This is a genomic window from Pseudonocardia sp. Ae331_Ps2 (assembly GCF_001932405.1).
Classification (GTDB): Bacteria; Actinomycetota; Actinomycetes; order Mycobacteriales; family Pseudonocardiaceae; genus Pseudonocardia.
In genome coordinates, this window is sequence record NZ_MCIM01000001.1 from 2,172,434 (window position 1) to 2,191,558 (window position 19,125).

Annotated in this window: 18 protein-coding genes and 1 tRNA gene; 11 read left to right on the forward strand and 8 right to left on the reverse strand. The window is 74.2% G+C overall.

Features of this window, described 5'->3' with window-relative positions; genetic code table 11:
• Positions 1-71: 71 nt before the first annotated feature.
• A complete protein-coding gene (locus Ae331Ps2_RS10375; RefSeq protein ID WP_075309237.1) occupies positions 72-545 on the reverse strand; it encodes an FHA domain-containing protein in 474 nt (157 codons plus the stop codon).
• Between the two features lie 110 nt (positions 546-655).
• On the reverse strand, positions 656-1,921 hold the full coding sequence (locus tag Ae331Ps2_RS10380; RefSeq protein ID WP_075309236.1) for a DUF3662 and FHA domain-containing protein: 1,266 nt from the start codon (positions 1,919-1,921) through the stop codon (positions 656-658).
• A 262-nt stretch (positions 1,922-2,183) separates the two neighbouring features.
• On the opposite strand from Ae331Ps2_RS10380, the gene Ae331Ps2_RS10385 reads away from it, so the two are divergent.
• Positions 2,184-2,269: transfer RNA gene (locus Ae331Ps2_RS10385), tRNA-Leu, on the forward strand.
• Positions 2,270-2,408: 139 nt separating this feature from the next.
• Here Ae331Ps2_RS10385 and Ae331Ps2_RS10390 read toward each other — a convergent pair.
• Positions 2,409-3,035, reverse strand: coding sequence for a uridine kinase (locus Ae331Ps2_RS10390; RefSeq protein WP_075309235.1), 627 nt, complete (start codon positions 3,033-3,035; stop codon positions 2,409-2,411).
• A gap of 51 nt (positions 3,036-3,086) precedes the next feature.
• Between Ae331Ps2_RS10390 and Ae331Ps2_RS10395 the strand changes: the two genes are divergently transcribed.
• From Ae331Ps2_RS10395 to Ae331Ps2_RS10410, 4 genes are all read left to right on the forward strand, one after another.
• Entirely contained in the window at positions 3,087-3,869 is a 783-nt protein-coding gene (locus Ae331Ps2_RS10395; protein ID WP_060713788.1) for an IclR family transcriptional regulator, read from the forward strand.
• A 99-nt stretch (positions 3,870-3,968) separates the two neighbouring features.
• Complete coding sequence (locus tag Ae331Ps2_RS10400; protein ID WP_075309234.1) at positions 3,969-5,111, forward strand: 5-methyltetrahydropteroyltriglutamate--homocysteine S-methyltransferase; 1,143 nt, start codon at positions 3,969-3,971, stop codon at positions 5,109-5,111.
• Between the two features lie 16 nt (positions 5,112-5,127).
• Positions 5,128-5,538: a TfoX/Sxy family protein gene (locus Ae331Ps2_RS10405; protein WP_083695432.1), complete on the forward strand. Its 411-nt coding sequence runs from the start codon at positions 5,128-5,130 to the stop codon at positions 5,536-5,538.
• 10 nt (positions 5,539-5,548) lie between these two features.
• Positions 5,549-6,301 (forward strand): class I SAM-dependent methyltransferase, encoded by a 753-nt coding sequence (locus Ae331Ps2_RS10410; RefSeq protein WP_075309233.1) that lies wholly within the window; start codon positions 5,549-5,551, stop codon positions 6,299-6,301.
• A 179-nt stretch (positions 6,302-6,480) separates the two neighbouring features.
• Here Ae331Ps2_RS10410 and Ae331Ps2_RS10415 read toward each other — a convergent pair whose 3' ends face one another.
• The 3 genes from Ae331Ps2_RS10415 to Ae331Ps2_RS10425 form a co-directional block, all read right to left on the reverse strand.
• Positions 6,481-7,224: an iron-sulfur cluster assembly protein gene (locus Ae331Ps2_RS10415; protein ID WP_075309232.1), complete on the reverse strand. Its 744-nt coding sequence runs from the start codon at positions 7,222-7,224 to the stop codon at positions 6,481-6,483.
• Positions 7,221-8,288: an amidohydrolase family protein gene (locus Ae331Ps2_RS10420; protein ID WP_020625500.1), complete on the reverse strand. Its 1,068-nt coding sequence runs from the start codon at positions 8,286-8,288 to the stop codon at positions 7,221-7,223. Before Ae331Ps2_RS10420 ends, Ae331Ps2_RS10415 begins: the two co-directional genes overlap by 4 nt.
• Before the next feature lie 86 nt (positions 8,289-8,374).
• On the reverse strand, positions 8,375-9,403 hold the full coding sequence (locus Ae331Ps2_RS10425) for an NAD(P)-dependent alcohol dehydrogenase (RefSeq protein WP_075309231.1): 1,029 nt from the start codon (positions 9,401-9,403) through the stop codon (positions 8,375-8,377).
• 188 nt (positions 9,404-9,591) lie between these two features.
• Here Ae331Ps2_RS10425 and Ae331Ps2_RS10430 point away from each other — a divergent pair, with 188 nt between their 5' ends.
• The 3 genes from Ae331Ps2_RS10430 to Ae331Ps2_RS10440 are packed head-to-tail and all read left to right on the forward strand — an operon-like array spanning position 9,592 to position 12,172.
• Positions 9,592-10,047: a DUF4442 domain-containing protein gene (locus Ae331Ps2_RS10430; protein WP_075309230.1), complete on the forward strand. Its 456-nt coding sequence runs from the start codon at positions 9,592-9,594 to the stop codon at positions 10,045-10,047.
• Positions 10,048-10,074: 27 nt separating this feature from the next.
• Positions 10,075-10,734 (forward strand): NAD(P)H-binding protein, encoded by a 660-nt coding sequence (locus tag Ae331Ps2_RS10435; protein ID WP_075309229.1) that lies wholly within the window; start codon positions 10,075-10,077, stop codon positions 10,732-10,734.
• 34 nt (positions 10,735-10,768) lie between these two features.
• Entirely contained in the window at positions 10,769-12,172 is a 1,404-nt protein-coding gene (locus Ae331Ps2_RS10440) for an NAD(P)/FAD-dependent oxidoreductase (RefSeq protein WP_075312589.1), read from the forward strand.
• 48 nt (positions 12,173-12,220) lie between these two features.
• On the opposite strand, the gene Ae331Ps2_RS33165 is transcribed toward Ae331Ps2_RS10440, so the two are convergent.
• The gene (locus Ae331Ps2_RS33165; RefSeq protein WP_083695433.1) at positions 12,221-13,108 is read right to left on the reverse strand and encodes a DUF6474 family protein; all 888 of its coding nucleotides are present in this window, start codon (positions 13,106-13,108) and stop codon (positions 12,221-12,223) included.
• A gap of 156 nt (positions 13,109-13,264) precedes the next feature.
• Between Ae331Ps2_RS33165 and Ae331Ps2_RS10450 the strand changes: the two genes are divergently transcribed.
• The 3 genes from Ae331Ps2_RS10450 (at position 13,265) to Ae331Ps2_RS10460 (ending at position 17,431) form a co-directional block, all read left to right on the forward strand.
• Complete coding sequence (locus Ae331Ps2_RS10450) at positions 13,265-14,995, forward strand: TM0106 family RecB-like putative nuclease (RefSeq protein WP_075309227.1); 1,731 nt, start codon at positions 13,265-13,267, stop codon at positions 14,993-14,995.
• Positions 14,996-15,020: 25 nt separating this feature from the next.
• A complete protein-coding gene (locus tag Ae331Ps2_RS10455; RefSeq protein ID WP_233147690.1) occupies positions 15,021-16,829 on the forward strand; it encodes a gamma-glutamyltransferase family protein in 1,809 nt (602 codons plus the stop codon).
• Between the two features lie 68 nt (positions 16,830-16,897).
• On the forward strand, positions 16,898-17,431 hold the full coding sequence (locus Ae331Ps2_RS10460; RefSeq protein WP_020622104.1) for a MarR family winged helix-turn-helix transcriptional regulator: 534 nt from the start codon (positions 16,898-16,900) through the stop codon (positions 17,429-17,431).
• A 27-nt stretch (positions 17,432-17,458) separates the two neighbouring features.
• Here Ae331Ps2_RS10460 and Ae331Ps2_RS10465 read toward each other — a convergent pair whose 3' ends face one another.
• Positions 17,459-18,985 carry an aldehyde dehydrogenase family protein gene (locus Ae331Ps2_RS10465; protein WP_075309223.1) on the reverse strand — a complete coding sequence of 509 codons (1,527 nt, stop codon included), beginning with the start codon at positions 18,983-18,985 and terminating at the stop codon, positions 17,459-17,461.
• Positions 18,986-19,125: the final 140 nt, after the last annotated feature.

The window sequence follows — 19,125 nt, forward strand, 5'->3', positions numbered from 1 at the left end:
GGCCGCGGCACCGGGGGAGCGGTCGGTCGCGTCGGGCTCACGGTCGGTACCTCATGGTCGGTCCGTGTCCGTCACGATCGCAGCTCGATCACCGTCTTGCCGATGCGGACCGGTGTCCCCAGCGGGACCCGGGTGGGCCCGGTGACCTTATTACGTTCCAGATAGGTGCCGTTCGTCGACCCGAGATCCTCGACGTACCAGTCGTCACCCTGCTGCGAGATGCGCGCGTGCCGGGTGGAGGCGTAGTCGTCGTCGAGCTTGAGGGTCGAGTCGTCGGCGCGGCCGATCAGGATCGGCCGGGAGTCGAGCGTGATGCGGCTGCCGGCCAGCGGACCCTGGGTGACGAGCAGCTGGCGGGCCACCTTGCCGCGGCCACCGCCGCGGACCCGGGTGGCCCGGCCCCCGCCGGCACGGCCGGGTGCGGCCGCCCGGAGACCGGACGCCGCGTAGAGGTCGGAGCGGACGACCTGGAGCGCGAGCAGGACGAACAGCCACAGGAGGGCCAGGAAGCCGCCCCGGGTCAGTTGCAGTACCAGTTCCGGCACGTCGTCCTACTCGCCCTTCTCGTGTTTCTGCACGTTCCGCCCGCCCGGTGGATCACCGGGCGGGCGGGGACGCACCGCTGTCGCTGCGCGGGTTCCGCTCCGCGGGTGGCTCAGCCCTGGGTGCGGAACACCAGGCTGGAGTGACCCACGCGGATCACGTCGCCGTCGGTCAGCTGGCAGGACTGCACCGGCGAGTTGTTCACCGTGGTGCCGTTGGTCGAGCCCAGGTCGTTCAGGGTCGCGACCTGGCCGTCCCAGGTGACCTCCAGGTGCCGGCGGGACACGCCGGTGTCCGGGAGCCGGAACTGGGAGTCCTGACCGCGGCCGATGACGTGGGTGCCCTCGGCCAGCTGGTAGTTGCGGTTCGAGCCGTCGTCCAGGATCAGCATGGCGGTCAGCTGCGCGGGAGCGCCCCAGCCGCCCTGGCCGCCGTAACCCTGGCCGTCGTAGCCCTGGTCGTAGCCACCCTGCTGCGGGTAGCCGGGCTGGGCGTAGCCCTGCTGCTGGCCGTAGCCGCCGTCGTAGCCCTGGTCGTAGCCACCCTGCTGCGGGTAGCCGGGCTGGGCGTAGCCCTGCGGCTGACCGTAGCCACCCTGCTGGGGCTGGCCGTAGCCGTCGTAGCCCTGCTCGTAGCCCTGCTGGGGGTAGCCGCCCTGCTGGGGCTGGCCGTAGCCCTGCTGGCCGTACTGGTCGTACCCGCCCTGCTGGGGCTGGCCGTAGCCCTGCTGGGGGTAGCCGCCCTGCTGCTGCCCGTACTGGTCGTAGCCGGGCTGGCCGTAGCCGCCCTGCTGCTGCCCGTACTGGTCGTACCCGCCCTGCTGCTGCTGGCCGTAGCCGCCCTGCTGCTCCTGGTCGTACCCCTGAGGAGCGTAGGTCTGCTGGCCGTACCCGCCGGGTGCGCCCCGGTCGTATCCGTACTGCCCGTTCTCCTCGGGGTGGCCCGGTTGCTGGCTCATGGGTGCTTCTCCTGCGGTGCGTGCTCGGTTGGCGGCCCGACGGGAAGCGTCGGGGTCGACAGCGGAGCGGGTGCGGAATTGTCCCGTGTGCAGCGCCTCGGAGCGCTCCAGAAAGACTACGACCTCACCGTAGGTGTCCCAGCCCTGGTCGGTGAGTTCTTTCGCCACGTGCGACGAGAGGGATCGGACGACCCCGTCCTCGTCGCCCGCCATCCGGTCGAGATCGCTGGGGCTGAGCAGAACGGTGTACCGGTTGGGCGCCAGCTGGCGACCTCCGGCGAGCTGCTCGACGTTGTCCTCGGCTTCCCTCAGCAGTGCCTGTGCGACTTCCTGTGGGACGACACTGCCTCCGAAGACCCGCGCGAAGGCGTCGCCCACGAACCCCTGAAGTCGGCGCTCGAAGCGGTCCACGCGGCCCAAAAGATCTCCTCCATCCGCATCGGCGTGTCGGTGATGTGCGACCGATCGTATCTGTGTTATCCGCCGGGCCCGGCGGGGCCCGGCACGAGCGGGTGATCGGCCCCGCCGTGCCACCGGCGTGCTGCCCTCCGATGTACCCGGCCCGGCGCCGCCGCGCATCCCGTGTCCCGCCCGTCGCGACCCCCTCCGGCCGGTGGTCGACGTGCAGGGGACCCCCCTGCGAACGACCGCCGAGCAGGGTGCTAACTTTCTCGTGTCGCTCGGGCGAGTGGCGGAATGGCAGACGCGCACGGTTCAGGTCCGTGTGTCCGAAAGGACGTGAGGGTTCAACTCCCTCCTCGCCCACCACCTCCCCTCATCGGGGATTCTCCCCCTCCGGCGGTCACCACCGCCATCGCGAGATCGGTTCCGGGTGTCACCCGTTCCGGTCTCGCTTTTCTCTTTTCCGGGTTCCGGCCACGCTCCGTGCTCGGACGCTGTGCGCCGATCAGGCGTCCCGCAGCGCCGGGCGGTCGGGATGGTCGGCCATCACGAGGACATCGGCGTGCGAACCGGGGTCGCCCTCGCTCTCGTAGCGGGTGTACGCGGCGGCCGTCCACGCGTCGTCGGGGGCCAGCAGGCGCCGCAGCGCCGCCCCGCCGACGCGCAGGTGCACGGTCAGCTCGGCCGCCAGGCCCCGGCCCAGCAGCCGCCCGCCGGCGAGCAGCACCACCCCGTCCGGCCCGAGGGGCACCGGCTCGTCGCGGTAGGCGCGGTCTCGCACCGTGTCGCGCAGCCGGGGCAGCACCAGGCCGCTGCCCTCGGGTTCCATCGGGGCGAGGACCTCGCGGCGCAGCGCGGGCTCGTCGAGCCAGCCGTCGAGGAACATGTCCGGGTCGGTACGGCCGAGCTCCAGGCGGACCGAGGCCGGGCGCAGGAAGTCGTCGGCGTCCACCGCCAGGGCGGGGCGGCCGCCGGCGCGCAGCCGCTCCGCCACCGCCCCGGCCAGCTCCAGCGGGGCCGCTGGCGGGGCGCCGTCGACGAGCACGCGCACCCGGCCGGGCAGCTCCGTGGCGCGCTCGGCCAGGTGCGCCGCGAGTCCCGCCCGGTCGACGGGCCGGAACGCCCCTGCCATGTCGTCCTCCCGGTCCTGGCGTGCCCTCGGTCCCGCAGCGACACTAGGCGGATGGTCGGCGACGGCGCTGGAGCGGTGCTGCGCCGAGCGCTGCGGGTCCTCGAGGCGGTCGCCGAGGCGGGCGACGGGGTCAGCGCCAAGGCCCTCGCCCGTCGGCTGGAGCTGCCGTTGCCGACGACCTACCGGCTGCTCGGGACGCTCGTCGAGGAGGGCTACCTGGTCCGCCTGCACGCCGAGCGCGGGTACGGGCTGGGCTATCGCGTCGTCGGGCTCTACCGGGGGATGACCGACCCGATCGTGCCGCCCGCCCCGGCCCGTGAGGTGCTCGCCGAGCTGCACACCACGGCCCGCGCGGCGGTGGTGCTGGCCGTGCTGCGGTCCGACGACGTCGTCGTCGCCCACACCGAGACCTGCGCGGCGCACCCCGGACCGGGCGCGGTGACCGGGGAGCCGCTGCCCGCGCACGCGACGGCACCGGGCAAGGCCCTGCTCGCCGGGCTCGACGGCGGCCGGCTGGCCGACGTCCTCGGTCTCGGGCACGGGCCGCTGGCGCCGCTGACCCCGCACACGCTCACCGACCGGCGGCTGCTCGACCGCGACCTGCTGAGGGTCCGCTCGGCGGGGGTCGCGGTGGAGGTGGAGGAGCACGCCCGCGGCCGGGCCGGGCTCGCGGTGGCGGTGCCGCACCCGGGCGGCCGGGCCGCGCTGTCGGTCGTCGTCAGCCGGGCTGACTTCACCGGGCGCCGCTGGGAGCTCGAACGCGCGGTGCGCGAGGCCGCGGTGCCGCTGGCCCGGCACCTGTCCGCCGCGCCGGGGGTCGCCGCGTCCGGCTGAGCCCGCCAGGGTGGCCCGATGGGCGACGGGGTGCGATGGACCTTCCATCATCCGGAAGTGATGTCGGCGGACATGCGGACACGGCGATACGTTCGCCGGATGCCGGAGAAGACAGTGGAGTCGCTCGTCCGCACCGCCCCGCCCTTCCGGGCCGACCACGTCGGCTCACTGCTGCGGCCGCCCGCCCTGCTCGCGGCCCGGGAGCGGCACGCCGCGGGTGAGCTCGACGCCGCGGGCCTGCGTGCGGCCGAGGACGCGGCGATCACCGACGTCGTCGCGCTGCAGGAGTCGGTCGGCCTGCGGTCGGCCACCGACGGCGAGTTCCGCCGCACCTCCTGGCACATGGACTTCATCTACGCCCTCGGCGGCATCACGAAGACCTCCGGCCGGGTCGAGGTCGCGATGCGCAACGCGGCGGGCCGGAACAACTTCACCTCCGCCGGGATGACGGTCGACGGCCGGGTGCACCTCGACGAACCCGTCTTCGCCTCGGCGTTCGACTACCTCGCCACGCAGGTCACCACGGCGACCCCCAAGCTGACGATCCCCTCGCCGAGCATGGTCTACGCCCGCGGCGGCCGGGCGGTCATCTCCACCGACGTCTACCCCGACATCGAGGAGTTCTGGTCCGACCTGTCCGGCGCCTACGCCGACCAGCTCCGGGCGATGTACGAACGCGGGTGCCGCTACCTGCAGCTCGACGACACCGCGCTGGCCTACCTGAACGACCCGGCGCACCGTGAGGAGCTCGCCGCGAAGGGCGACGACCCGGACACCCAGCACCTGCGCTACATCCGCCAGATCAACGCCGCCATCGCCGACCGGCCCTCGGACATGTACGTCACCACCCACATGTGCCGGGGCAACTACCGGTCCTCGTGGGCCGCGGAGGGCGGCTACGACCACGTCGCCGAGGCGCTGTTCGGCACCCTCGGCGTCGACGGCTTCTTCTGCGAGTTCGACGACGAGCGCTCCGGTGGTTTCGCCCCGCTGCGGTTCGTCCCGAAGGGCAAGCAGGTGGTGCTCGGGCTGGTCACGACCAAGTCCGGGGCATTGGAGGACCCGGACGCGCTCAAGCGCCGGATCGACGAGGCGGCGCGGTACGTGCCGCTGGACCAGCTGTGTCTGTCGCCGCAGTGCGGGTTCTCCTCCACCGTCGAGGGCAACGAGCTGACCGTCGACGACCAGAAGCGCAAGCTGGAGCTGATCGTCTCGGTGGCCGAGGACGTCTGGGGCCGCTGAGGGCCATACTCGCCCGGTGGCCTACGACGAGGGTCTCGCCGCCCGCCTCCGCGCCCTGCTCGCGGGGCGGTCGGTGACCGAGAAGAGGATGTTCGGCGGGTACGCCTTCCTGCTCGACGGGCACCTGACCGTGGCCGCGAGCGGGCGCGGCGGCCTGCTCGTACGGGTGGCCGCGGACCGCTCCGCGGAGCTGCTGGAGCGCCCGCGGACCGCACGCATGGTGATGGGCGGTCGCGAGATGGCCGGCTGGCTGTGGGTGACCGGCGAGCCCGACGTCGACGACCTCGACGGCCCGGAACTCGCCGGCTGGGTCGCCGAGGCGGTCGCGGTCGTGGAGACCCTGCCACCGAAGCGCGTCCGCTCGAAGCCCGTCCGATCGGAGCGTCGAGCCGCGGGGACATCCCCACCGGGGCGCCGGCGGGGCTAGCGTCCGTGGGGTGAGCACCGCTGCCGCGTCCCCGCTGTCCGACCGTGTCCTGGCGGGAACGGCGCCGGGCTCGCGGCTGCTCGACGTCGGCTGCGGGGCCGGACGGCTGCTCGTCGACGCGGCGGCGGCCGGGCTGGCCGTCACCGGCGTCGACACCGAACCCCGCGCGCTCGCCGCCGCCGAGCGAGCCGTTCCCGGGGCGATGCTGCAGGTCGCCGACGCCCACGAGCTGCCCTTCGCCGAGGACGCGTTCGACCTGGTCGCTCTGGTGCAGGTGCTGGAGCACCTCACGAACCCGGTGCTCGCGCTGCGCGAGGCGGGCCGGGTGTGCGCGCCGGGCGGTGCGGTGCGGGCCACGGTCTGGGGCACGCCCGACGAGTGCGACGCCGCGGTCATCGGGGCGGCGCTCGCCCCGCTCACCGGGGCCGCGCCCCCGCCGCCGCAGAACAACCCCGGACCGGATCGCAGCGGCGTCGGCGCGCCCCCGCTGACCGACCCCTCCCGGCTGGAACGGCTGGCCGGCCTCGCCGGGCTGGCGGTCCGGGAGATCGCCGTCGTGCGGGTCCCGGTGGTGCACGACGACGCCGACGACCTCGTCGCCGGCGTGCTCGCGTCCGGTCCGGGGCGCCACGCGGCGCGCCATGCCGGCCCCGCCGCCGTCCGCGCGGCCCTGCTCGACGCCCTGGCCCCGTTCACGCACGGCGCGGGCTACCGCCTCACCGACACCGTGCGCGTCCTGGACGCCGGCCCGCCCGCGGGATGATCCACGGTTCGCGCGCTGATCCGTTCCCCGCGCGTGCCGTGACGCGCGCGGACTGCGGATCAGCGCGCGAACTGCGGCGATGCGCGCGAACTCCGGCTCAGTGCGCGGACCCGGGGGCGTGCGCACGTCCGGGCCGCGTCCCTCGGGGAGGGGCGCGGCCCGGAGGTCGCGTGCGGTGGTCAGCGGCCGGCGGTCGCCGCCGTCCGGCCGGTCTCGTAGCGGATCTTCAGCAGGCCCTTGCAGTACTCCCCGTTGGTCTCGATCCCGACCCGCTGCAACCGCGCGCGGCGCAGGTGCAGCGGGACCTGCTCGACGGTCACGGCGGTGCCGTCGGAGTGGATCAGCAGCGGTGCGTCGTCGCCGGCGGGCAGGCCGATCGTCCGCCGGCGGGTCCGCATCCGGGTCAGCTCCTCGGTGTCGGCCTCGGTCCCGGCCAGCTCGCCGAGCGTCAGCCCGGCCAGCTCGTCGGGACTCCGGCCGGCGTCGACGAGCGGGCGGGCCACCCGGTCCTGGCCGGCCAGCGCGGCCTTGGCCAGGAACGTGTGCCGCAGCTCGTCCAGCTCGGCCGCGGCCTCCCCGTTGATCGAGCCCTCGAAGGACTTGACGAACCCGGCGTGCGCCGCGACCCCACCGTTGATCTCGTCGGAGGCGTGGTGGTCGGCCAGCGTCACCTCCGCCCTCGTCACTCCCGGTACCGCGGTCACCGCGTCGTAGGCGTCGGCGACCATCAGGAACGAGAAGTTCGGAGCGCAGAAGAACGTCGGCAGCCGGAGCCCGACGGTGACCTCACCGGCGGGCGAGACGGTCCACGACTCGACGAAGTCGAGCTCGGTGATCGGCTCGTCCAGCTCCGGGTCGAGCACCGTCCCCAGCGCGGACCACACGGCCTGCCGGAGCGGGCTCTCAGCAGGCCGCGGGGTCACGCCTGCGCCCCCGCCGTGTTGTCGACGAGCTCCTCGCCCGGCGCCATGGGTTCGTCGGCGGTGGTGTCGGGCAGCCGGCAGTCGGCCGGGACCTCGATGTCGTAGAGCTTCGCCGCGTTGAGGCCGAGGATCTTCTTCTTCGACGCGGTGGTGAGGCGCGGGTAGTCGGCGAACTGGTCGTCGTCGGGCATCTGCCAGTCGACCAGGCCCTCGACCTGCCACTTCGGCGTCCAGATGTTGTAGTCGCTGCCGAAGGTCATCTTGTCCTCGCCGACCCAGAACAGCAGCTCGCCCATCACCTTGGCGAAGAACTTCGGGCGGGCGTGCATCAGGCCGCCGACGACGACCGACAGGCCGGCGTAGACGTTGGGCTCCTGCACCGCCATGAAGCAGAAGTCCTCGATGCGCGGCAGGCCGACGTGCTCGACGATGAAGTTCAGGCCCTGGAAGTCGGTGGCCGCGTGGTCGACGTCGGCGACGTCGAACGCGTCCTTGTCCAGCGGCCAGATCGTCGGGCCCTTGTGGACGTGGATGTTCTTGATGCCCAGCTCCTGGGCCCGCTCCAGGAAGCGGTAGCACTCCGGGTCGGTGAGCTTGTAGCCGCGGGAGCTGCCGTTCCACTCCGCGGTGTAGAGCTTCACGCCCTTGTGCCGGTACTTCGCGCAGTCCGCCTCGAACTCCTTCATGCCCTCGTCGCCGTCACGCGGGTCGAAACGCCCGTTGACGATGATCCGGTCGCCCCACTTCTCCAGCAGCGCCGCGTTCTGGTCGGCGGTGTTGAAGCCGTTCTTGTACCACTCCTTGAGGTACGTCGACTGGAAGATCGAGTGGTCGACGTGGCCTTCGATGAAGACGTCGCGCTCGAAGTCGTCCTGCGAGACCTTGAGGTAGTGCTCCCAGTCCCAGTGGGTCTCGGGCGGGCCGAGCTGGTGGTAGCCGTAGAAGCAGTCGATCCAGCCCTTGGCGTACTGCTCGCGACCCTCGACCCAGTTCTCCCGGGAGGCGTCCCAGAAGTGGCTGTGGGAGTCGACGATGAAGTACTTCTCGCCGTCCTTTTCGTACATGTGGTTCCTCCTGCGTCAGCAGCTCTGCTGATCGGTGGTGGGTCAGGGAAAGAACGTTCGTCTTGTACGTACGTATGACTGACCAGTCAGGGAACGAGGATCGCCCGGCCGCGGACCTTGCCCGCGTCCAGGTCGTGCAGCGACTCCAGTGCCTGGTCGAGCTTGTACTGGACGGTGTGCAGGGTGACCTTCCCGGCCTGGGCCAGGACCATGAGCTCGGCCAGGTCGTTGTAGGTGCCGACGATGTTGCCGATGACGTTCTTCTCGCCGGCGACGAAGTCCAGCGTGGGGGCGGACAGGGTGCCGCCGTAGCCGAGGACGAAGTTGTAGCCGGCCGGGCCGGTCATCGCCCAGGCGTCGTTCTCCGCGCCCTGCTCGGCGACGAAGTCGAAGACCACCGTGGCGCCGCCGCCGGTGAGCTCCTGGACGGCCTCGACCTGGTTGCCGTCGGCGACGACGGTCTCCTCGGCGCCGATCTGCTTCGCCAGCTCCAGCGCGTCCGGGTTCCGGTCCACGACGATGATCTTGGTGGCGGTCAGCGCGGCGAGTGCCTGGATGCCGATGTGGCCCAGCCCGCCCGCACCCTGCACGACCGCGGTGGTGCCCGGGTAGAGGAACGGCACCGCCTTGCGGACCGCGTGGTAGGCGGTGATGCCCGCGTCGGCGAGCGCGGCGACGTCGGCCGGGTTCGTCTCCGGGTTCAGCTTCACGCAGGACCGCGCGGTGGTGCGCAGGTACTCGGCCATGCCGCCGTCGTTGTTGGACAGGCCGGGGAAGAACGCGTCCCCGGTGCACTGCATGTCGCGCCCGTAGCGGCACATGGTGCACAGCCCGCACGACGGCTGCGGGTGCAGGATGACGGTGTCGCCGACCTTGACGTTGGTGACGCCGTCGCCGACCGCGTGCACCCAACCCGCGTTCTCGTGGCCGATCACGTAGGGCAGGTCGGGGTTCTGGATGTCGGCCCAGTCCCCGTCGATGATGTGGAGGTCGGTGCGGCACACGCCGGCACCGCCGATCTTGACGATGACGTCGAGCGGACCCTGGATCGTCGGTTCCTCGATCTCGTCGATCTGGGGGTCCTGCTTGTACGCGTGCACCCGCACGGCCTTCACTGGCGGTACCTCCGAGCCTCGGACGCGCGGCGTTGCGCGTCGTGGTGGTGGGACTAGGTGTGCCTGCTGTCACATCGATCTCAACCCCGTTGTGCACGACGGACAAGGGGGTTCGTTCTCGCACAGCGAGAACCATGAGGAAACGGGCGTCGCTTTCCCTGGAGGTTACCGACGAGTAGGGTCGGCTCATGGCTGATGACGCGAGCTGGGTCGCCGGTGCGATGACGCCGGCGGTGCCGTGGGTGACCACCGCCGGGATCACCTTCGGGGCGATCACCACCGACCGGGTCGAGGCGTTCCTCCCCGACCGCTCCGACCAGCACAACCACGTCGGCGGGCCGCACGCCGCGGTGATGTTCGGACTGGGCGAGACCGCCTCCGGCGCGGTCGGCCTGGCCGCGTTCGCCTCGGCCGGGGACCGCGCCGTACCGCTGGTCGTGCGCTCGGAGATCCGCTACCTCAAGCTCGCCAAGGGCGACCTGCGGGCCGAGGCCGTGCTGACCCGCCCGGCCGGTGAGGTGCTCGCCGAGCTCGACGCCGGGACCCGCCCGGAGTTCACCGTCGATGTCACCATCACCGACGCCCAGGGCGTGCAGACCGGTGCCATGACGATCGTCTGGACGCTCAAGCCGAACAGGCGGTGAGCGCCCGTCCGGCCTAGCGTGGCCCGCATGGACGTGGTCATCGCCGGAGGACACGGACAGATCGCGCTGCGACTGTCCACCCTGCTCGCCGGGCAGGGGCACACGGTGCGCTCGATCGTGCGCAACCCCGACCACACCGACGAGGTGGCGGCCACCGGGGCGAGCCCGGTCGTGGCGGACCTGGAGAAGGTCTCCGCCGCGGACCTCGCGGGGCACCTGACCGGCGCCGACGCCGTCGTCTTCGCGGCGGGGGCCGGGCCGAACAGCGGTGTCGAGCGCAAGGAGACCGTGGACCGCGACGGGGCCACCCTGCTCGCCGACGCGGCTGCCGGGGCGGGCGTCCGCCGTTACCTGCTGATCTCCTCGTCCGGGGTGGACACCGAGCCCGACCCCGAGCGCGGCGAGGTCTGGGCCGCCTACATCCGGGCGAAGAAGGCCGCCGAGGACGCGATCCGCGGCGACGGGCGCCTCGACGCGACGATCCTGCGCCCCGGGAAGCTCACGAACGACCCGGGCACCGGGCGGGTCACCCTCGCCCCGCCGCCGGTCGAGTACGGCGAGGTGACCCGCGACGACTCCGCCGCGGCCGTCGCCGCGCTGCTTGCCGCACCGTGGACGGCGGGGCTCACCCTGGAGCTGCGCGGCGGCGACACCGAACTCGTCGACGCCGTCACCGCTCTGGGGTGACATGGGACCGGCCTCCTGCGGGAAGGTCGGTGCCATGAGCGAGCACAGCTACGACGTCGTCGTGATCGGAGCGGGCCCGGTCGGTGAGAACGCCGCGGGCTACGCGGTGGACGCCGGCCTGTCCGCGGCGCTGGTGGAGGCCGAGCTGGTCGGCGGGGAGTGCTCGTACTGGGCCTGCATCCCGTCGAAGGCACTGCTGCGCACCCCGCAGGCCGTCGCCGACGCCCGGCGGCTGCCCGGGGTGCGGGCCGAGTTCGACCCGGCGAAGGTCCTCGAACGCCGCACGAGCTTCACCTCCGACTGGGACGACGCCGGCCAGGTGCAGTGGGCCGAGGGAGCCGGGGTCACCGTGCTGCGTGGCCGGGGGCGGCTGGCCGGGACCAGGCGCGTCCTCGTGACCGCGGCCGACGGCACCGAGACCGAGGTGACCGCGCGCCACGCCGTCGTCGTCGCGACCGGCAGCGTGCCGGTCGTCCCGCACGTCGCGGGGCTGGACACGGTCGAGTACTGGGGCTCGCGCGAGGCGACCTCGGTGAAGGAGGTCCCGCGCCGGCTCGGGGTGCTCGGCGGCGGTGTCGTCGGCTGCGAGATGGCATTGGCCCACGCCCGGCTGGGCGCCCGGGTCACGCTGTTCAACCACGGCGACCGGGTGCTGCCCGGCGCCGAGCCGCAGGCCTCCGAACGGGTCGCGGCCGGGCTGCGGGAGGCAGGCGTCGACCTGCGGCTGGGCACCGGCCTGGACGAGGTGCGCCGGGCCGGGGACGCGACGGTGCTGCGCGGCGGCGGGGACGAGGTCGAGGTGGACCGGCTGCTCGTCGCGACCGGGCGCCGTCCGGCGACCGACGGGCTGGACCTGGACTCGGTCGGGGTGGGCCTCGGGCGGCGCGGCGAGATCGTCGTCGACGACTCGGGGCTGGCCGCCGGGGACTGGCTCTACGCCGTCGGCGACGTCAACGGGCGGGCCCCGCTCACCCACCAGGGCAAGTACCAGGCCCGGATCGCCGCGCACGCGATCGCCGCGCGCGCCGCGGGCCGTCCGCTCGACGACGCCGCCTGGGGCGAGGACGCGGCGACCGCCGACCACCACGCGGTGCCCCAGGTCGTGTTCACCGACCCCGAGGTCGCCTGGGTCGGCCGGACGGCGGCGGTCGCCCGCGCCGAGGGACTCGACGTGCGGGTGGTCGACATGGACATCGCCGTCGCCGGGTCCTCGCTCACCGCGGACGACTGGTCCGGCCGGGTGATCGCCGTCGTCGACCCGCAGCGCGAGGTGCTGCTCGGGGTCACCTTCGTCGGGCCCGGGGTCGCCGAGCTGCTGCACGCGGCGACGATCGCGGTGGTCGGCGAGGTGCCGCTGTCCCGGCTGTGGCACGCCGTGCCCGCGTTCCCCACGATCAGCGAGGTGTGGCTGCGGCTGCTGGAGAACTACCGCGCGTAGCGCGCTCGACCCGCGGGCCCGGTGTCGACCGGGCCCGCAGGAGCGGGTTCAGGAGCGCACGCCCAGGTGGTCGAGCAGACGGACCTCGAGGCGGTCCAGGTCGGCCGACACCGTGCGGAAGGCGGCCTTGCGGCGGGCGGCGGGCATGTTCTCCGCGGCCCGGACGGCGGCGGCGAGGTCGTGCAGCCGCGGCTCGGTCTCGTCGGCGAACCGCTTCGCGGCCTGGTCGCGGTCGACGGTCCCGTCCTCGCGCAGCTCGGTGATGGTGCGCGCGATCCGGGACAGCCGCGCGTGCAGCCGGCCGCCGGGGCCGGAGTAGCCGCCCAGCTCGTCCGGGGACACGCCGAGGCGCCGGGAGCGGTGGTCGTCGAGGCGGTGACGCAGCGACCCGGCCGCGGCCATCGCGTACGGCGCCAGCAGCGGCGCGAGGACCTTGGCCATGCCCAGGTAGCGCTGGACCTTCTTGGCGTTCCACTCGCGGGCCCTGCGCTCGCGCTCGGCCTGCTTCGCGGCCAGCGTCTCGCTCTTGAGCCTGCCCTTCTCCGCGGCGTGCGAGGCCTTGGCCTCGGCCTTGCGGGCGCTCGCGTCGGCCTTCGCGGCCGCCTTGGCGACCTTCCGGTCGGCCGAGCGGGCCTTGAGGTCGGCCGAGCTCAGCAGGCTGTTCGCGGTGGCGGTGCCCTCGCCGACGGCGCGACGCGTGCTGCGCGCGGCCCTGCGGCCGGCCTTCTCCGCCCGTCGTGACGCCGCCTCGGCCTTCTTGCGGGCCTTCACCGCGCGCCGGTGCAGCTTCTCGGCGGCCTTGTCGGCGGTCTCGCGGGTGTACTCGAGGGTCTGGACCGTGGCCGACTGCACCCGTTCCGACGCGTCGACCGCCGCCTCCCTGGTCGCCGCCGCGGCGCGCTCGCCCGCGCTCGGCTTCCTGCGCAGCAGTCCCATGTCGTGTCCTCCCGGGTCGGCTCGGCAGATGATCGCCGTGTCGACGCAGCCTAGGGCCCCGCCCACCGCCCGCGCAGGACCGACACCACCCGGCCGGGGGAACGGCGCGTCACGCGGATCCGGTCCTGTCGGGGGTGGTCTCTACCCTCGGGAGCCGTGAGCACTTCGACCGGACCCCGTACCGCGCCCCGTGTCCTGCTGGACGCGGCGGCGCTGAGCGGGTGCCGTCGTCGGGTGCACCTGGACCACGACCCGTCGGCGTCGGAGCGGCCGCGGGCGCTGCCGGATCCGGCGATCGAGCAGCGCCGGGCCGACGCGGCGGCGCACCGGGAGCGGATCGGCGAGCTGCTCGCGCGCACCTGGGGTGCGGACTGGGCGAGCACCTGGCCGGACGGCGCGGCCGGGCCCGCCGGGGCAGGCGCTGGACCGCGGGCGGCCCGCGCGGAGCGCACGGCCGAACTCGTCGCGGCCGGTGCGCCGCTGGTCTGGGGCGCGGTCCTGCCCGTCGACGGCGACCGGCGCGGCACCGCGGAGCTGCTCGTGCGCGCGCCCACCGGGGGCTACGTACCGCTGCTCGTCGTGCGCCGCCAGATCACCGATCCGGGGGAGGGGGCGCGCACCACCGCCGTCACCGACCCGTGGCCGCAGCGCGCCCGGCACGACCCGGACCGCAAGGTCCGCTCCCAGCCGCGCGACCTGCTGGCCCTGGCCCAGCTGACCCGGCTGCTGGAGGCCGCGGGCTGGGCGCCGCCGGAGTCGGCCCCGCGGCTCGGCGGCGTGATCGGGCTCGACGCGGACGTGGTCGTCTGGCACGACCTGCGGGCCGGGCACTGGCCCGGCGGCCGGTCCACGCTGGAGGAGTACGACGCCCGGTTCGCCGACCGCGCCGCCGTCGCCCGGTCCGCCGCGACCGGCGGCCCCGCGCTCGCGGCGCCGTCGCGGATCACCGAGTGCCGCCGCTGCCCCTGGTGGCCGACGTGCGAGGCCGAGCTGGAGGAGGTCGACGACGTCAGCCTGGTCGCCCACGGCGAGACGGCGCGGCTGCTGCGGGAGTCGGGCGTCGCGACCGTCGCGGGGCTGGCCGCGCTGGACCCGGCGGCCCCGCCCGCCGAGCTGACCGGTCCGCTGCCCGGGCCGCCGTTCTCCGACCTCGTCGCGCTGGCCCGCGCGCGCCGGCGGGGTCTCGCCGTCGCCCGCCGGGTGCCGCGGGTGCCGGTCACCCGCGCCGACGTCGAGGTCGACGTCGACATGGAGAGCTTCGGCGAGTCCGGCGCCTACCTGTGGGGTGCGCTGCTGACGCTGCCCGGCGGTGCCCGCGACGGCGACCCGGAGCCCGGCTACCGGGCGTTCGCGACCTGGGACCCGCTCCCCACCCGCGACGAGGGCCGCTCGTTCGGCGAGTTCTGGACCTGGTTCACCGGTGTGCGTGCGACCGCGCTCGCGTCCGGGCGCACGTTCGCCGCGTACTGCTACAACGAGCAGGCCGAGAACCGCTGGATGTTCGCCTCGGCGCAGCGGTTCGCCGGGATGCCCGGGGTGCCGACCGAGGCCGAGGTGCGCGCGTTCGTCGCGGACCCGTGCTGGGTGGACCTCTACGGCGTGGTCTCCACCTGGTTCCTGTGCGCGCAGGGCAAGGGGCTGAAGAAGATCGCCCCCGCCGCCGGGTTCTCGTGGCGGGACCCGGAGGCGGGCGGGGAGAACTCCATGCGCTGGTACCGCGCCGCCGTCGCGCTCGACGGCGGGGAGCCCGACCCGGTCCAGCGGGAGCGGCTGCTCGGCTACAACACCGACGACGTGCTGGCCACCCACGCGCTGCGGGAGTGGATGTCCTCGGACCGGGTGCTGGAGGTCCCACTGGTGAGCGAGCTGCGCGACGCCACCGGGTGAGCGCGTCCGTGTGAGGATGCGAGGCGTGGCGCCTCGTGGATACGACCGGATCGGGCCGCACGGCGCGGTCAGCAGCACCCACCATCTCGGCACGGCCGCCGCGGCCACGGTGCTGGCGCGGGGCGGGAACGCCTTCGACGCCGCCGTCGCCTGCGGGTTCGTGCTGCAGGTGGTCGAGCCGCACCTGTGCGGGCCGGGTGGTGAGCTGCCCGCCGTGTTCGTCACCGCGACCGACCCGGTCCCGCGGGTGCTGTGCGCCCAGGGCGTCGCCCCGGCCGCCGCGACCGCGCAGCGGGTGCGCGATCTGGGCTGCGCGATCGTCCCCGGCACCGGCCTGCTCCCGGCGACGGTCCCCGGGGCCTGGGACGGCTGGCTGACCCTGCTCCGCGACCACGGCACCTGGGAGCTCGCGGACGTCCTCGCCCCGGCGCTGGACTACGCCGCGGGTGGGTTCCCGCTGGTCCCGCGGGTGCCCGCGGCCATCGGCACGGTCGCAGACCACTTCAGGGCGCACTGGCCGTCGTCGGCGGCGACCTGGCTGCCCGACGGTCGGGTCCCCGCCGTGGGCGAGCGGGTGCGGTTGCCCGTGCTGGCCGCGACCTGGCGCCGGCTGCTCGACGAGGCCGTCGGCCCGAGCCGGGAGGCACGCATCGACGCCGCCCGTGACGCGTGGTACCGCGGGTTCGTCGCCGAGGAGATCGGCCGGTTCGCCGCGACCCCGGTCCGGGACGAGACCGGGCGCGACCACACCGGTCTGCTCACCGCCGACGACCTGGCCGGCTGGTCGGCGCACTACGAGGACGCGCTCGTCGCCGACGCCGGGTCCGGCTGGTCGGTCGCGAAGTGCGGCCCGTGGTCGCAGGGGCCGGTCCTGCTGCAGCAGCTGCGGCTGCTCGCCGGGCTGGACCTCGAACTGCCCGGTGGTGTCGCGACCCTCGACACGGTGCACGCCGCCGCCGAGGCCGCGAAGCTCGCCTTCGCCGACCGGGAGGCCTGGTACGGCGACGGCGTGCCCCCCGACCTGCTCGCCGACCTGCTCTCCGACGACTACACCGACGCCCGGCGGGGCCTGATCGGACCGGCGTCGGACGGCGGGCTGCGGCCCGGCTCGCCGGGTGGGCGCACCCCTCGGATCGGCGACTACGCGGCGATCCCGGGCGCCGGGCGCGGTTCCGGGACGGAGGGTCCGGGCACCGGCGAGCCGACGGTGTCGCGGGACGGCGTCGCCCGCGGGGACACGGTGCACGTCGACGTCGTCGACGCCGCCGGGAACATGATCTCGGTGACGCCGTCGGGGGGCTGGCTGCAGTCGTCGCCGACGATCCCGGAGCTCGGGTTCTGCCTCGGCACCCGCGGCCAGATGTTCTGGCTGGAGGAGGGGCTCGCCAGCACGCTCGCGCCCGGGCGGATGCCGCGCACGACGCTGTCGCCGTCGCTGGCGCTGCGCGACGGCGAGCCCGCGCTGGCCTTCGGGACGCCCGGCGGGGACCAGCAGGACCAGTGGCAGCTCGCGTTCCTGCTCGCGCTCGTGCACGGCGGGCTGGACCTGCAGGCCGCGATCGACGCGCCGACCTGGCACTCGACGGCGTTCCCCGCGTCCTTCGCGCCCCGCGGTTGGGAGCCGCACGGGCTCGTCGTCGAGTCCCGGCTGGGGCCCGACACCCTCGCCGGGCTGACCCGCCGCGGGCACGCCGTGGACGACGCGGGCGCCTGGTCCCTGGGCCGGATGTGCGCGGTCGGGACCGGAGCCGCAGTCCCCGGGGGCGGCGGGCCCGGGACACTGCACGCCGCGGTCGACCCGCGGTCGGGGGTGGGCGCGGCGATCGCGTTGTGAGACGGGTACCGCACGAGGAGTGCCGGGCACCGCACTAGGCTGGCCGCCCGGGGCGGAGAGGAGAGCCGATGGCGTCGCGCAGGGGCACTGCCCGACCGGACGCCGTCGACCTGATCCTCGATCAGTGGGCGCGGCACGATCCGGAGCTGGACCCGTCGGCGATGGCGGTGTTCGGGCGGCTGCACCGCTGCTTCCTGCGCTACCAGTCCCAGCTCACGCCGGTCTTCGAGCGGTACGGGATCTCGATGGCCGCGTTCGACGTGCTGGCCGCCCTGCGCCGGTCCGGCGAGCCGTACCGTCAGACCATGCGTGACCTGGGCGGGGTCACCCTGGTGACCGCGGGCGGGTTGACCCAGCGGGTCGACCGACTCGAGGCGTCGGGGCTGGTGCGGCGTGAACGCGACGCCGTCGACGGCCGGGTCGTGCACGCGCAGCTCACCCCGAGCGGCCTGGACCTGGTGGACCAGGTCACCAGGGCGCACTTCGCCAACGAGCGGGAGATGCTGGCCGGGCTCGACGAGGCCGAGCAGCGCAGGCTCGCCCGGTTGCTGCGCAGGCTGGAGCAGTCGCTCGACGAGGCCGCGGTCCGCGCCTCGGAATGAGCCGCGACGCGGACCGGGTGACCTCGGTCAGCGCGGGGCGGCCCAGCCGATCGGGTCCTCGGCGGTGCTCCAGTAGACGCTCTTGGTGGTGGTGTAGCTGCGCCACCCCAGCCGGCCCTTCTCCACCCCGAGGCCGCTGTCCTTGATTCCGGCGAACGGCGTCGCGATGCTGAACTGCTTGTAGGTGTTGATCCACACGGTTCCGGCGCGGACCCGTCGGGCGATCCGCCACGCCCGGCGGGCGTCGGCCGTCCAGATGCCGCAGGCCAGGCCGTACACGGTGTCCTCGGCCCGGCGGACGAGGTCGTCCTCGTCGTCGTAGGGCAGGACGACCGCGACCGGGCCGAACACCTCGTCGCGGCAGATCTCGGAGTCCGGGTCGACCCGGTCGAGGATGGTCGGCAGGTAGTAGGCGCCGTCGGCGAGCCCGGGGTCGTCGGGCACCCGGCCGCCGGTGACCACCCGGGCCCCTCCGGCGACGGCGCGGTCGACCATCGCGGCCACCCGGTCGCGGTGGTCGTGGTGCACGAGCGGGCCGAGGTGGCTGCGCGGGTCGGTGCCGGGGCCGACCCGCAGGGCCCGGGTGGCGGCGGCGAGCCGGTCGACGATCTCCCGGTGGCGGTCGCGCGGGACGAACACCCGGGAACCGGCGACGCAGCTCTGTCCGCTCGAGGAGAAGATGCCGTACAGCACGCCGGCGACGGCGTGGTCGAGGTCGGCGTCCGGGCAGACGATGGTGGGGGACTTGCCCCCCAGCTCCAGCGACACCGGGACCAGCCGGTGCCCGGCGGTCGCGGCGATCCGACGGCCGGTGTCGGTGCCTCCGGTGAACGAGACCATGCGCACGTCCGGGTGCTGGACGAGGGCGTTCCCGGCCTCGGTGCCGCTGCCGGGCAGCACCGACACCAGCGCGGTGGGCAGGCGCTGCTCGAGCAGGACGCGGTGCACGATCCGGCCCACGGCGAGCGACACCAGGGGTGCCCACAGTGCGGGCTTGAGCAGGACGGCGTTGCCCGCGGCCAGGGCGGGCGCCAGCTTCTGGGCGTCGCTGGCGACCGGTGAGTTCCACGGCGTGATCGCCGCGACGACGCCGACGGGTTCGTGCAGCGTCATGGTGACGTGCTCGCCACGGGGGGTGGGCAGCTCGCCGTCGGCGGTCTCGCAGGTCGCGGCGACGTAGCGCCAGGTCCCGACGGCGCTCGCGACCAGCGCACGGGTCTCGGCGAGGGTCTTGCCGGTGTCGAGGGTCTGCAGCCGGGCGAGCGCCTCGGCCTCGGCCTCGATCCCGTCGGCGATGCGGTGCAGCAGCCGGGCCCGCAGATGGGGGAGCAGGTCCCGCCAGGACGGGTCGTCGGCGGCGGTCCGCGCGGCCCGCACCGCGTCGTCCACATCGGACCGGGTTGCGGTGTGCAGCAGGGCGACGGCCCGGCCGGTGGCCGGATCGACGCACTCGCGCACCGGGCCCGAGCCGACGCGCCACCGACCGGCCGCGAGGAGCTCGTCGGGGGGCACCGCGATGCTCGGTGGTGGGGTCCGGAGCGATGTCGAGGTCATCGTCGGAGCATGCCTGATTGTTAAGCCCTGAACAATAGAGAGCTTCTGACCTGGCTCGACGCACGTTACGAGCAAGAAACTTGCAGTCTTCCCCTTGTGGTGCGACCCACGCCGCGCTAACAATTTCCCCGGCACACCTT